Source organism: Candidatus Viadribacter manganicus, assembly GCF_001679665.1.
In the GTDB taxonomy this organism is placed as follows: Bacteria; Pseudomonadota; Alphaproteobacteria; order Caulobacterales; family Aquidulcibacteraceae; genus Vitreimonas; species Vitreimonas manganica.
Genome location: NZ_CP013244.1, coordinates 1,032,720 through 1,045,310, shown reverse-complemented (window position 1 = coordinate 1,045,310; position 12,591 = coordinate 1,032,720). Strand labels below are relative to the sequence as shown.

Below are 12,591 nucleotides of genomic sequence, written 5' to 3'. Positions count from 1 at the left end.
GAAGCGGGCGATATGGGGCCGCAAGCCGGTGGTGGCAACGTTAGAGCTTGCCAAGGCACCAGAGCAGCACCGCCTTTTGCGCGTGGATGCGGTTTTCCGCTTCATCCCAGGCCGCTGATTGCGGGCCGTCGAGGACGCTGTCGGAGACTTCCTCGCCGCGGTGTGCGGGCAGGCAGTGCAGGAACACTGCGTCCTTGTTGGCCCGCTTCATCATCGCGTCATCGACGGCGAACGGCGGGAACGCCGCCATGCGCTCTTGCTTGTCCGTGTCGCCCATCGACACCCAGGTGTCGGTGACGACGACGTCGGCGCCTTCGATCGCCTTTTTCGCATCATTGTGGGCTTCAATGTCCGCGCCTGCGGCGATCGCGGCTGCTAATTCTTGGCCGCGTGGCGCGTAGCTCGCTGGCGTTGCTATGCGGAGTTTGAAATCCAACTTCTCGGCTGCATGCATGAACGAGGTGCAGACGTTGTTGCCGTCGCCCAGCCAAGCAATCGTCTTGCCGCTGATGTCGCCGGACCATTCCTCGATCGTCATGATGTCAGCGAAGATTTGGCACGGATGCGAGAGGTCGGTAAGGCCGTTGATAACTGGCACGCTCGCCGCGGCCGCGAAATCCAGCACGTCCTGGTGGTTGTTGGCGCGGATCATCACGGCATCGACCATGCGCGATAATACGCGCGCGGTGTCTTCCACGGTTTCGCCCCGACCGAGCTGGGTATCGTTGGCGTTCAACACAATGGCTTTGCCGCCGAGCTGATGCATGCCGATTTCGAACGAAACGCGCGTGCGCGTCGAGTTCTTCTGGAAGATCATCGCTAGCGCATAACCATCGAGTGGCGCGTCTTCATCAGGCGCGGCCTTTGGCCAGTCGATGCGCGCGGCCTTGCGCGCATGCGCTTCGTCGAGAATGGCGCGCACTTCTTCTTTGGAAAGAGCGCTAATGTCGAGGAAGTGGCGCGGGCTTTCGATCACGCGCTCGCTTCCGCCATCTGCGCCGCGAGCACGGCGTCGACCGCATCGATCAGCTGACGGAGTTCGTCTTCTTTGATCGTCAGCGGCGGCGCGATGCGAAGAACATTGTCGCCGGCCACGCCAACCAGAACTTTGCGAGCGCGCAGCTTGGCTTGGATTTCCTTCGGATTGATCGTGAGCTTGATGCCGCGCAGCAAGCCCTTGCCGCGCACATCAACCACAAGCTGAGGGTGGCGGTCTTTCAAGCCTTCCAGCGCTTGCGAGAGATAGTTCGCGACCTTGTTGACGTGCTCAAGGAAGGCTGGCTTCGAGAGTTCGTCATACGCTGCATTGCCGACAGCCATCGCCAGCGGATTGCCGCCGAACGTCGTGCCGTGAACGCCGACAACCATGCCTTTAGCTGCTTCCTTGGTCGCCATGAATGCGCCCATAGGGAAGCCGCCGCCGACACCCTTGGCGACGGCCATGATGTCCGGCGTCATGCCACTCCATTGGTGGGCCCACATTTTGCCCGTGCGGCCAGCGCCCGATTGCACTTCGTCGAAGATGATCAGGAAGCCGTTCTCGTCGGCGAGCTTGCGATAGAGGCGCAGCGTCTCCTCCGGCACGGCGCGCACACCGCCTTCACCCTGCACCGGCTCGATGATGAGCGCCGCAGTCGTCGGCGAGATTGCGGCGCGGAGCGCGGCCTCGTCGCCGTATGGAACTTGGATGAAGCCCGGCAGGCGCGGGCCGAAGCCCTCAAGGTATGCCGGCGTGCCCGACGCGTTGATCGCTGCGTACGAACGACCGTGGAACGAGCCCTGGAAGCCGATGATATCGATGCGCTCGGGGTGGCCGTTGGCCGAGTGATATTTGCGTGCGGTTTTCAGCGAGCCTTCGATCGCTTCGGTGCCGCTGTTTGTGAAGAACACGACATCGGCGAAGCAGTCGCGCGTGTACTTCGCAGCGAGCTCTTCTTGGCCCTTGATCTTGAACATGTTCGAAGTGTGCCAGAGCTTGCCGGCTTGCTCGGTCAGCGTCTTCACCAGGAAGGGCGGCGCGTGACCGAATGCGTTGACCGAAATCCCCGCGATGCAATCGAGATACTTTTCGCCCTTGTCGTCCCAGATCCAGCAGCCTTCGCCGCGCTCGAAGATCTGCTCCGGCGGCGAATAGACGGGAAGGATATGGCTTTCTGCGGCGCTCATTTTAGCTCTCGGAATATCGGGGAAGGCGGGGTTTTGAGCCGCGCCGCTTGCAAGGTCAAGCGGCTGGGATCATCAACAAATCATGAGGCGAGACCACACCATTCCCCGCGGCGAGTTGCATCGCTTGGTTCATGAATCCATCGTTTTGCAGGGCAATCCGCTGGGCGATCCGTTTGTGCGGGAGCTCTTCATTTGGACGCCGCCGGGCTGGAGTGCTGGGGAGCGCTTGCCGCTGCTGGTGGACCTCAAGGGCTACACCTCGTCGGCGCTCGCGCATGCGAACTGGCAGCCGTTTTCCGAGAATTTGCCCGAGCGCCTTGACCGCCTGGTTCACGAGGGGATGGCGCGTGTGGTGGTGGCGATGCCCGATTGCTTCACCAAGCTCTTTGGCAACCAGTACCTCAACAGCGCCGGCACTGGACGATACGCCGATTATCTCTGCGACGAGATCGTGCCATTCGTGGAACAGCGTTTTGGCTGCGGCGGCAAGGGAAAGCGCGGCGTGTTTGGCAAGTCTTCCGGCGGCTATGGGGCCGCTTACCACGGGCTGACGCGCAGCGATTTCTGGGACGCGATATCGATCCAGAGCGGCGATATGGGCTTTGATGCGCTCTACGTCCCGGCCTTCTTCGACGATCTCAACGTGCAGCGCCGATACGATAATTCCATCGAAAAGATGTGGAAGGCTCTGACGGCGAAGCCGAAGATGAGCTTTGCGGAATCTGTTGCTCTGATGGATTGCGCGCAAAGCGCGTTCTACGATCCGGACACGACCCAATTCATGAACATGCGCCTCCCGTTGGATCCTTACACAGGCGAGTGGATCGCGGAGCGTTGGGACAATTGGATGAAGAACGATCCAGTCGTGATGTTCGACGCTTTGGGTGAAAATCTGCGCAAGCTAAAGCTCGTCTATATGGATTGCGGCGACCACGACAATTTTCGCATCCACTTCGGCATGCGGCGCTTCGCGAAGAAGCTGAAAGCCGCCGCCATCCCGCACGAGTACGACGAATTCGACGACGACCACATGGACGTGGATTATCGGATGGACGTGTTCTTGCCGAAGTTGGCGCGGGCGTTGAGTGCCTGAGTTGAGTGTTGCAGAGATCGCCGCGATCATTTGTACGATCGGGCTCGCGATCACGGCGCCACTGACGGCATTCGGCCGATTTCGCGCAGCGCGCGACGCGCGAGATTTCATTGCGCGGCGGGTTGAGGCGAGCGGCCTGCGTGACGAGTTGAAGGTTTTCGTTACGCTTACGGTCGTCGAGCTCGCGGCCGATGCAACGCTGATCGCTGCGTTTGCTTGGATTGTTTACACGGGCGTCACCCAAGAGCCGGACGCGTTCTTGCGAGCGGTTTTGCCGATCTGGCGTTGGGTTCTTGGTGTCGCGGTTTTGCGTGTCCTGATTGAGATTCCGCTGCGCCGTACATTGCAGCGTATCCGCGGTCTATTTGCTTTGCGTCACTAACTAGCTCCGCAACCGATACCCGCTCTTGATCATCGCCCAGCTGGCGTAGCTCAGTGCGAGCGCCAGCGCGCCAGTGAGGATTGCGCCGGTCCAGAGTGGCGCGTCGTGGTGGCCGATGAAGCCGTAGCGGAAGCCGTCGATCAGCGAGAAAACCGGATTGTAGTGCGAGATGGTGCGGATCGGTTCGGGTAAGATTGATGTTGAGTAGAAGGTGCCGGAGAGAAACGTCAGCGGCACGATAATGAAGTTGGTCACCGCCGCGAGGTGATCGAACTTGTCGGCCCAGATACCGCCGAGCAATCCGATCGCGCCGAAAATCACTGACGCAACGACGGCGTAGTAGAGCGCGGCGAAAATGTTGACCGGCATGATGTTGGCGAGAAACGCGACAGCGACGAGGCTCGCGAAGCCAACAAGCAATCCGCGCGCGGCAGCGCCGACAATGAACGCGATCGTCAATTCGAGCGCAGAAAGCGGCGGCATCAGGAAGTCGACCGAGTTGCCTTGCACCTTGGCAATGACAAGCGACGACGATGCGTTCTGAAACGCGTTGGAGAGGATCGACATCATGACCAGCCCGGCGGCCAAGCCGTCCGCATAGGCGCGCGCTGTGCCCGGCCAGTCGCCTTGGCGCACGAGGCTGAAGACGAGCATGAACAAAAGCGTCTGGATGAGGGGGGCGAACACCGTCTGCGCCCCGACCTTCAAGAAGCGGCGGATTTCACGCCAGACCAGTGTCTGCAAACCCAGCCAATTGATCGCTCCGTAGTGCCGTGAGGTCAGTGCGGGAGGAGTAGTTCGTGCGGCGGTGTCCATAAAGAGAACAGCTCTTTCATAATTTTTTAACGAGTCTGAGCGCCCGTTAACCATGTTGCCGGGCCAAGTCTCGGTCTCTGCTCAAGTTTATGAGCCGAGTCCTGCCGAAAGCCCGTTAGTAAGAAGTGAGTAACCCACCATATGTCATGGGATAATCACTGCATCTTGGGTATCCACATGACAAAACCACAACCCATTGACTTCTTCGCCCAAAAGGGGAGTGTGTCGCATTCCCGTCAGAAATGGGCGGGGCCATGGGCCAAGGGGGCTTGAACACATGGGCTGGTCAGAAGAGCGCGTTGCGCTGCTGCGTAAGCTGTGGGCCGAAGGGCTTTCAGCTAGCCAAATTGCGAAACAACTGGGCGGGGTCACCCGCAACGCCGTGATCGGCAAGGTCCACCGCCTCGGTTTGGCGGGCCGGGCTACGCCATCTCGGCCGGCCAAGCGGCCGGTTCGGACCGCACGTCCGCGGGTCGTGGGCCCGTCTGCGCCGCGTCTGCGCCTGCCGTCGAGCGAACCGCGCGTGGTCATTCCGGATCTTGAGCCGGTGAAACTCGATGACGGCCGGGCCGCGACGGTCCTGACGCTCAATGAGAGCATGTGCAAATATCCGATCGGCGATCCGACAGACCCCGATTTCGCGTTCTGCGGCCGCGGGGCCTTCGGCAATCATCCCTATTGCCAGGATCACGCGCGTCTCGCTTATCAACCGAGCCAGGCACGCAAGCGGCGCACCTCTGGCGAGCCGGATGAGCTTCGCCGCATGATGCGCCTGTCGGCTATGTAGGGTTTTCACCCCGTAGACTTTAACGCCGCGGCCCTCGGGTCGCGGCGTTTTTGTGTGAACTATTTTGCCTTGGCCGGGCGCTGGAAGCGCTGGCTTAATCGCGTTCGATAACCAGTGAAACGCTGCCGACGCGAAGGCCTAGCCAACCAACTGTCGCATTGTTCAAGATGTCGCCGTCGGCACGCAGCGCGAGCACATCGCGGAACCGCACCTTTCGGCCCCGACCGTTTTCGCTAGGGAGTACGACATCGTACTCCAGCCTAAATACGTCGCCGTCCTGAAAGCCGCGCGCTTGGCCAACGACGTCTTCGCGCGTTCCAACGAACTCGCCCGGTGCGACGCGCTGCAATCGCCAAGTCTTGCGATCGCGTTCGCCATCATCGTAGGCAAAATCCTCGACAAGGGTCAGCGTTTCGCCGTCCCAGGTTCCGTTCAGCTGCGCGGTGAAGCCGCGCCGAACGCCAGTAATGGAGCGGAATTCTCCGCGCGCGACACTGGCGCCGGCAAGGTCGCGTTCGACCACAAAGGGTTGTGTGCTCGCCGCAGCAGGCGTCGGTGGGCGCGTGGCGCAGGCGCTCGCGAAGGTGGACAGCGCCACGATCGCGGCAAGGCTCAAGAGCATGTTCATGGCCGGTCTACGCGCGGCCACGCGGTGTGGATCAGTTTGTGCTCAAGCCGGCCCGCGATCGATCAATACGGCGAGAAACAGCGCCGGGCCGCCGTGGGCCGTCCAGCCGTGCGAGGCGCCGCGCTGGATGACGATTTGACCCGGTTTTATGCGGGTTTCGGTGTTGTCGAGCACCAGCGAGGCGTCGCCGCTGATGAGGCAGATGATGTCCAGCGTTTGGGTTTGATGCATTGCCGGATGACGGGTCTGGTCGCGCAGCTCGTGCTCGGCGCCGAAATCAGCGAAGCGTTGGCGCGCGGCTGCGGCGATCATCTCCGGTGGTGCGCCGGGCGGCGTAGGTTGGATCATGAACCAGCGCACTTTCACTTTGCCGTGCGCGGGCGCCAGAATTGAAACGCTCTCGCCGAGATCGCTTGCGTCCTTCGGATTGATCGCGCCTGTCGTGACCTCGTGCCAAATTTCGGCGAGTCCGCCGAGCGCCGGATCGCCAATGCCGCCGGAGGGCGGGCCGTCGATGATGATCGTGGATTTTCCATTCGCATCGTCGCCGGTGACGATGCGGCGCATGGTGTCTTCAAAGCCTTGGAAGATCATTTAGTTCGCCAGTTTTTCGTTGAAGGGAGAGTCGAGTGCAAAGAGCGGCACCTTGATGTCGAACGCTTCGCCATTTTGGCGCTGCATGGAATAGGCGCCCATCATGACGCCAGAGGGCGCGGCCAGCGGCGCTGCGCTCGTATACTTGAAGGTTCCGCCCGGCGCGATGACAGGCTGTTGCCCGATGACGCCATCGCCGCGCACTTCTTGCGTTGCGCCGTTCTCATCTGTGATGCGCCAGAAGCGAGAGATGAGCTGAACTGGATCAGGCCGTCGGTTCTCGATCTCAATTGTGTAGGCCCAGACGAAACGGCCGTCTTCGGGGCGCGATTCATCCGGCAGAAACTGCGGATCGACGCGCACGATCATGCCGGCGGTTTCTTGTTCGTACATGAAGGTATTGTATCGGCGCCGGAGCGCTGGACAAAGCCCCCGATGCAAGCCAGCAAGGCCCCATGAGCACCACCCACGGCGTTCTCTCGGACAGCGAAATCAAAAAGGCGATCAAGCAGGGCTGGATCGTCGCCGAAGCGGTATACTTGGACGATCAGATACAGCCCGCGAGCCTGGATCTCCGGTTGGGCAAAACAGCCTATCGATTGCGCGCAAGCTTTTTGCCGGGCGCTGGCGCCAAGGTTGCCGATCGCCTCGATGGCGAGCTGGTGATGCACAAGATCGATCTGACGCAAGGCGCGGTGCTCGAGACTGGCTGTGTCTATCTCGTGCAGGTGCAAGAGACATTGGCGTTGCCGCAGCACATGCACGGCGCCGCCAACCCGAAAAGCTCAACCGGCCGTGTAGACGTATTTACGCGTTTGATTACCGACGGCGCACAATCGTTTGACTATATCCCGATGGGCTATCACGGACCGATGTGGGCGGAGATTTCGCCGTGCACGTTCTCTGTGCTGGTGCGCACGGGCACGCGTTTGAGCCAAGTGCGTTTGCGCCGTGGGCCGCCGCACCCAAAGCGTGAGATCGATTTCACGATGGATCTGGCAATGAACGGGCCCGTTGGTTTTCGCGCCAAGCGTCATTCCGGTGTTGTCGATGTGGATCGCGTAGGCGCCTACGACCCGCGCGACTTTTGGGAGCCGATGGAAGCGCGCAAGGGTCGTGTCGTGCTGGAGCCCGGTCAATTCTACATTTTCGCATCGAAGGAAAATGTCGTCATCCCGGCTGACGAAGCTGCGGAGATGGCGCCTATCAGACCGGAGCTCGGTGAGTTTCGCGCCCACTATGCAGGGTTCTTCGATCCGGGTTTTGGTATAGCGCCGAATGAAGGGCGTGCGGTGCTCGAAGTGCGTTCGCGCGACGTGCCGTTCATCGTCGAAGACGGACAGCCGGTCGGCAAACTTGTGTTCGAGCCTTTGTCCGGCCCCGTTGATCGTCTCTATGGCGAGAGCGGTTCAAATTATCAGGGGCAGGGCCTGAAGCTCTCGAAGCATTTCGCGCCTTGGAAATGAAGATGATCAAGCATTGGGTATTCGCCGCGGCGCTGACATTTGCCGGGTTCGCCCATGCCGACGAAAAGCCGCAACCGGCCCCCGCTGCACCTGCCGCTGCTGCGGCGCCGGCTTATCCGGCATTGTTCGTTGCCCGCGACGCAGATTCCACGCTCTATTTGTTCGGCACGATGCACATCCGCCGCCCTGGCGGCGAATGGGGCGGACCTGTCGCGCAAGCGGCGCTGGCCGAGGCGGACGAAGTCTGGACCGAGATGGAGATTGCAGAGAACACGCAGAGTGAAGTGCAAGCGCTGGTGCTCTCCGCCGGCATGGCGCCGGCGGATCGGCCGCTTTCGAGCTGGCTCAATAAAGATCAGCGCGCAGAACTCGCGGCAGCTCTGCAACATCTCGGGGCTTCGCCAGCCGTGTTCGAACGGATGCGGCCATGGCTTGCAGCAATGACGCTTTCGGTCATGCCGCTGATGCAGCAAGGCTATGACCCCGCCGCCGGCGCCGATCGCGCTGTGATTGGAGCTGCAGGAGACGCCCGTCAGCGCGCATTCGAAACAGCGGCCGAACAGATCGGGTTCTTTGCAAATTTGAGCGACACCGCTCAGCGCCAATATCTCATGGACACGATCAACACTGCGACGGGTGGTTCAGACGAGATCGATCAATTATCGCATGCGTGGGAAAGCGGTGATCTTGAACGGCTTGAGACGCTGGTGCTTGATAGCTTTCGCGCCCGTTATCCCGAATTGCACCAAGTCATCTTCACACAGCGCAACCACAATTGGACTGAAACCCTGGTGGCTGAGCTTGATGGCGCCGGCGTTGATTTTGTCGCTGTCGGCGCGGGGCATTTGCTGGGCGATGACGGCGTCGTCGCGTTGTTGCGCGCACGCGGCGTGGATGTCGAGCGAGCAGAGTAAGGACTATGATGAAAGCTGTGTTTGGCGTCTTTGCCGCATTTTTCGCGCTCGCTGCCTCAGCTTGTGCGCAAGCGCCCGCTGCCCAGCAATCGGGCGAGATCGCGCCGCTTCTCTACGCGGTGCGTGACGCAGACTCGACGATGTATCTTTATGGCACCGTTCATGTACGGCCCCGTGGCGCAGATTGGGCCAATGACCGCGTGCGCGCCGCCATCGATGAGTCCAGCGAGATCTGGACTGAGCTGATGATGAACCCCGAGACCGACCAACGGACGCAGGTGCTGGCTCTGCAACTCGGAGCCGCCGAACCTGGCCGGCCGTTGTCGAGCTGGCTTACGCCGGAAGAGAACGCGTCGTTGAACGCGGTCACCACACGGCTTGGCATGCCGGTGGGCGCGCTCGAACCCTACAAGCCCTGGCTCGCCGGTCTGACGCTCACCCTCGCGCCCCTTATTCAAGCTGGTTACGACCCTGCTTCCGGCGTGGACCGCTCGATTGATGCTTACGGTGATAACGCCGGCAAGACGATGCGCGCGCTGGAAACGCCGGATCAGCAATTGACGTTCTTCGCAAATCTCAGCCCTGAAATTCAGCGCGAGATGCTGCGTGAGGCGGTCCACGAATCCGCGTCGGTCACGACCATGATCGGCGAAATGTCGGCGGCCTGGGAGCAGGGTAACGAGCGCACCTTGGAGCGCGCCGTCATTGACGACACGCGCACGGACTATCCCGAGCTCTACCAGATGCTGTTCGTTGATCGTAACAACGCCTGGATGACCGAGCTGACACGCGAGATGCAAGGCTCTGGCGTCGATTTCGTCGCCGTAGGCGCCGGACACATCATTGGGAGCGACGGCCTCGTCGCGCAGTTCCGTGCGCGCGGTTATCGCGTTGATCGCATCCGCTAAGGCAAGATCAGCTTGGCGCTGAAACCGCGCGGCGTGCGGTTCTCGAGGATCAAGCGCCCGCCGTGACTATCCGCAATGGCCTGCGTGATCGCCAATCCGAGACCTGCGCCGCTGGCTTCGCTGCGTGCGTCGTCGGCGCGAAAAAATGGATTGGTGAGTTTCGCCAGTAAATCTGCCGGCACGCCCGGTCCGGAATCTGCGATTTCAATCACAGCTTCGTTCGCCGTGTTGCGATAGACGCGCATGATTCCGCCACCGCCATATTTGGCGGCGTTTTCACCCAGATTCCGCATCGCGCGCGCGATCTCAGTCGGGCGGCACTCGGTGATGATCGGTTCGTTTGCGTCGGCGCTGACATTGATGCCCAAATCTTGAAGTTCGCCGCAAAGCGTCCGCGCGATTTCGGCGAGATCCACGCTCGCGCGCGCCTCTTCGCTGGCGCCGGCGCGCGCCAGTGAAAGCGCCTGCTCCGTCAGAGTTTCCATTTCCGCAACTGAGGCGAGGAGGCGCTGGCGTTCACCTTCATCCTCGATGAGCTCGGCGCGGAGCCGGATTGCGGTGATCGGCGTGCGCAGATCATGTGAGAGCGCCCAGAGCATTTGTCTTTGGCGATTGAGCTGGCGACCCAAGCGCTCCGCCATGGCGTTGAACGCTGTGGAGGCGCGCCGCACATCCTCCGGGCCGCTCACGGGGGCAGCGACGTTCGTTTCCCCCGAGCCTAGTGCGCGAGCGGCGTTTGCGAGATCCGACAACGGCCGGCCAATCTGCCGGGCGACCAGAGCAGCGCCGATGCCAACGATCACGATGGAAACCAGGGCGCCTACGATAGCGCTGAATGGCGTCGGGCGAGGGCCAGGCAGGCGCGCAGTGGCGTTGAGCCACGTGGCTTCGTCGAGGCGCACAGAGATCGTGGCCTCGGTGACACGCACAATCGGCGCATCGTCCGGAGGTCCGCCTGCGCCGCGACCGTCGCCAAATTGGTCCGGTGGTGGCGGTGGGCGATCTTCGCCGTCGCGCAAGGGACGAGGTCCACGATCCCGCCATCGCCGCGAGGGTGCTTCGATGATGCGGGAGCGCGCGTGCGTTTCGCTGTTTGCAAGGCGCTCGTTGATGACGTTGGCGATGCGTGTGCCTGCGCCACCGGTGTTCACCGTGATTTCCGGTGTCTCGGAAACATTAAATCGCAACGAAAATTCGCGAATGGACTCTGCTGCGCCAACGCGCCGAGCGGGGGGCAAATCTCGCAAACGTTCGGCGGTGAATGCAACGCGTTCAGCGACATTGGTCTCCGCAGCGCGGCGCAGCGCTGATCCGCGCTCATTCGTGTAGATTGCAAACGCAATCGCATACGAGACGATCACGGCCACGACGGTGACCGCCACCATCCGTCCGGTTAGGGTGTTGAGCGGAATCTTCACGTCTTATCGACAGGCGCCGTGAACACGTACCCGCCGCCCCAAACCGTTTTGATCAGCTTGGGGGAGCGCGCGTCCGCCTCGATCTTGCGACGCAAACGGCTGACTTGGGTGTCAACCGCACGATCGAAGACGTCCTTGCCGCCATCGAAGGCAAGGTCCAGCAACTGATCGCGCGATAGAACGATCTTCGGTCGCTGCAGGAAGGTGAGCAATAAGCGGTACTCACCCGTCGACATTTCGTGCACATGGCCTTCGTCGTCGACCAATTCGCGCTCTGCGAGCTTCAGTGTCCAGCGATCGAAGCGCAGGGTCTCGCCGGTTGGCGCCTCCACATTTGGCGGCAAAGCGTGGGTGCGGCGCAGCACGGCATCAATGCGCGCTAGTAACTCCCGCGGATTGAACGGCTTCACCACATAATCGTCGGCGCCGACTTCGAGGCCTATGATGCGATCAAGCTCTTCGGCGCGCGCCGAGAGCAACAGCACTGGGATATGGTTCGTCTCACGGATGTGGCGGCATAGAGAGAGACCGTCTTCGCCCGGCATCATAATGTCGAGGACGACGGCATCGATCCGGTTTTCCTTGATTGCCCGGCGTGCGGCTTCGGCGCTGTCGACGGCGGTCGCGCGGCGTCCGTTCTTGCGCAGGAACTGGGCGAGCGACTCGCGGATCTCTCGGTGGTCGTCAACGACCAGGATATGGGGGTCCTCTGGCGTCATGGTTCTTGTGATGTGCGCTGCTGTTTGACAAAAATCTACGGGAAGAGCGTGACGTAGAAGTGCCAAACCTTGGCGCCACGCGTTGGGCGACACATTTTGTCAAAAACTAGGGGGCGCTTCGCCTTATCGCCGCCCAGGTCGGGCGGTTCCTGGGGCGGACATGTTTAGGGGAATTGCATGAGCATCAGAACACTCGCGTTTGTGGCGTGCGCGGCGCTGGGATTGACTGCTTGCGGCGGTCGCGCCGCGCAGGATCGCACCGCGCCCATCCGCGCGCTGCTTTCCGCTGACGCGCTAATGCTCGTGAGTTTCGATACCAATGGCGACTTGAGCGTCTCCCGGGACGAAGCTGAAGCAGGCTTCGCGCGCGAATTTGCACGCGCCGACGCTGACAATAATGGCGCTTTATCGCCGATCGAGTTTTCGAACTGGTCGAGCTTGGTGCTCGGTGGTTCCCAGATCGGGCCATACAGGCTCGATTTTGATCGTAACGTCGATAACGTCATCACGCGCGAGGAATACGACACCGAACTGCGCGCGCGCTTTTCGCAATATGATGCGGACGAGAATGGCGCGTTGTCGCGTACTGAGTTCGTGCGCCTAGTGGGGCAGGCGCGTCCGCCGACGCAGCGCCGTCAAACCGCACCCACGATCGGCGGGGCAGGTGGCCCGGGTGAATGATCTTCGGCCTGACATGTTT

15 protein-coding genes are annotated in these 12,591 nt (G+C 61.4%); 7 read left to right on the top strand and 8 right to left on the bottom strand.

What is annotated here, in order from left to right:
* Nucleotides 1-40 precede the first annotated feature (40 nt).
* Together argF and ATE48_RS05620 are read right to left on the bottom strand one after the other, a co-directional pair.
* A complete protein-coding gene (gene argF / locus ATE48_RS05625; RefSeq protein ID WP_066774629.1) occupies nucleotides 41-973 on the bottom strand; it encodes an ornithine carbamoyltransferase in 933 nt (310 codons plus the stop codon).
* The gene (locus ATE48_RS05620) at nucleotides 973-2,166 is read right to left on the bottom strand and encodes an aspartate aminotransferase family protein (protein WP_066768717.1); all 1,194 of its coding nucleotides are present in this window, start codon (nucleotides 2,164-2,166) and stop codon (nucleotides 973-975) included. The genes argF and ATE48_RS05620 overlap by 1 nt, the downstream gene beginning before the upstream one ends.
* Nucleotides 2,167-2,248: 82 nt before the next feature.
* Here ATE48_RS05620 and ATE48_RS05615 point away from each other — a divergent pair, with 82 nt between their 5' ends.
* The gene (locus ATE48_RS05615; protein ID WP_066768715.1) at nucleotides 2,249-3,259 is read left to right on the top strand and encodes an alpha/beta hydrolase; all 1,011 of its coding nucleotides are present in this window, start codon (nucleotides 2,249-2,251) and stop codon (nucleotides 3,257-3,259) included.
* Nucleotides 3,252-3,641: a hypothetical protein gene (locus tag ATE48_RS05610; protein ID WP_066768712.1), complete on the top strand. Its 390-nt coding sequence runs from the start codon at nucleotides 3,252-3,254 to the stop codon at nucleotides 3,639-3,641. Before ATE48_RS05615 ends, ATE48_RS05610 begins: the two co-directional genes overlap by 8 nt.
* Here ATE48_RS05610 and ATE48_RS05605 read toward each other — a convergent pair whose 3' ends face one another.
* Complete coding sequence (locus ATE48_RS05605; protein ID WP_066768709.1) at nucleotides 3,642-4,457, bottom strand: ABC transporter permease; 816 nt, start codon at nucleotides 4,455-4,457, stop codon at nucleotides 3,642-3,644.
* Between the two features lie 277 nt (nucleotides 4,458-4,734).
* Here ATE48_RS05605 and ATE48_RS05600 point away from each other — a divergent pair, with 277 nt between their 5' ends.
* Complete coding sequence (locus ATE48_RS05600) at nucleotides 4,735-5,244, top strand: GcrA family cell cycle regulator (RefSeq protein ID WP_066768705.1); 510 nt, start codon at nucleotides 4,735-4,737, stop codon at nucleotides 5,242-5,244.
* Nucleotides 5,245-5,338: 94 nt separating this feature from the next.
* Here ATE48_RS05600 and ATE48_RS05595 read toward each other — a convergent pair whose 3' ends face one another.
* From ATE48_RS05595 to apaG, 3 genes are read right to left on the bottom strand one after another with little or no spacing between them, the layout of a single operon-like run.
* A complete protein-coding gene (locus ATE48_RS05595; RefSeq protein WP_083197177.1) occupies nucleotides 5,339-5,872 on the bottom strand; it encodes a DUF3833 family protein in 534 nt (177 codons plus the stop codon).
* Between the two features lie 42 nt (nucleotides 5,873-5,914).
* Complete coding sequence (locus ATE48_RS05590; RefSeq protein WP_083197176.1) at nucleotides 5,915-6,466, bottom strand: cupin domain-containing protein; 552 nt, start codon at nucleotides 6,464-6,466, stop codon at nucleotides 5,915-5,917.
* A complete protein-coding gene (apaG, locus tag ATE48_RS05585) occupies nucleotides 6,467-6,859 on the bottom strand; it encodes a Co2+/Mg2+ efflux protein ApaG (protein WP_066768702.1) in 393 nt (130 codons plus the stop codon). It abuts the gene before it with no gap.
* A 62-nt stretch (nucleotides 6,860-6,921) separates the two neighbouring features.
* Between apaG and ATE48_RS05580 the strand changes: the two genes are divergently transcribed.
* The 3 genes from ATE48_RS05580 to ATE48_RS05570 are packed head-to-tail and all read left to right on the top strand — an operon-like array spanning nucleotide 6,922 to nucleotide 9,754.
* Complete coding sequence (locus ATE48_RS05580) at nucleotides 6,922-7,932, top strand: 2'-deoxycytidine 5'-triphosphate deaminase (protein ID WP_066768700.1); 1,011 nt, start codon at nucleotides 6,922-6,924, stop codon at nucleotides 7,930-7,932.
* Between the two features lie 2 nt (nucleotides 7,933-7,934).
* Nucleotides 7,935-8,846 (top strand): TraB/GumN family protein, encoded by a 912-nt coding sequence (locus ATE48_RS05575; protein WP_228126805.1) that lies wholly within the window; start codon nucleotides 7,935-7,937, stop codon nucleotides 8,844-8,846.
* Between the two features lie 5 nt (nucleotides 8,847-8,851).
* Nucleotides 8,852-9,754, top strand: a complete 903-nt coding sequence (locus tag ATE48_RS05570) for a TraB/GumN family protein (protein WP_066768698.1) — start codon at nucleotides 8,852-8,854, stop codon at nucleotides 9,752-9,754.
* Here ATE48_RS05570 and ATE48_RS05565 read toward each other — a convergent pair.
* Nucleotides 9,751-11,172 carry an ATP-binding protein gene (locus tag ATE48_RS05565; RefSeq protein ID WP_066768695.1) on the bottom strand — a complete coding sequence of 474 codons (1,422 nt, stop codon included), beginning with the start codon at nucleotides 11,170-11,172 and terminating at the stop codon, nucleotides 9,751-9,753. The two genes, ATE48_RS05570 and ATE48_RS05565, sit on opposite strands and share 4 nt — an antisense overlap.
* Nucleotides 11,169-11,891, bottom strand: coding sequence for a response regulator (locus ATE48_RS05560; protein WP_066768693.1), 723 nt, complete (start codon nucleotides 11,889-11,891; stop codon nucleotides 11,169-11,171). Before ATE48_RS05560 ends, ATE48_RS05565 begins: the two co-directional genes overlap by 4 nt.
* A 177-nt stretch (nucleotides 11,892-12,068) precedes the next feature.
* Between ATE48_RS05560 and ATE48_RS05555 the strand changes: the two genes are divergently transcribed.
* Nucleotides 12,069-12,572, top strand: a complete 504-nt coding sequence (locus tag ATE48_RS05555; protein WP_066768687.1) for an EF-hand domain-containing protein — start codon at nucleotides 12,069-12,071, stop codon at nucleotides 12,570-12,572.
* Nucleotides 12,573-12,591: the final 19 nt, after the last annotated feature.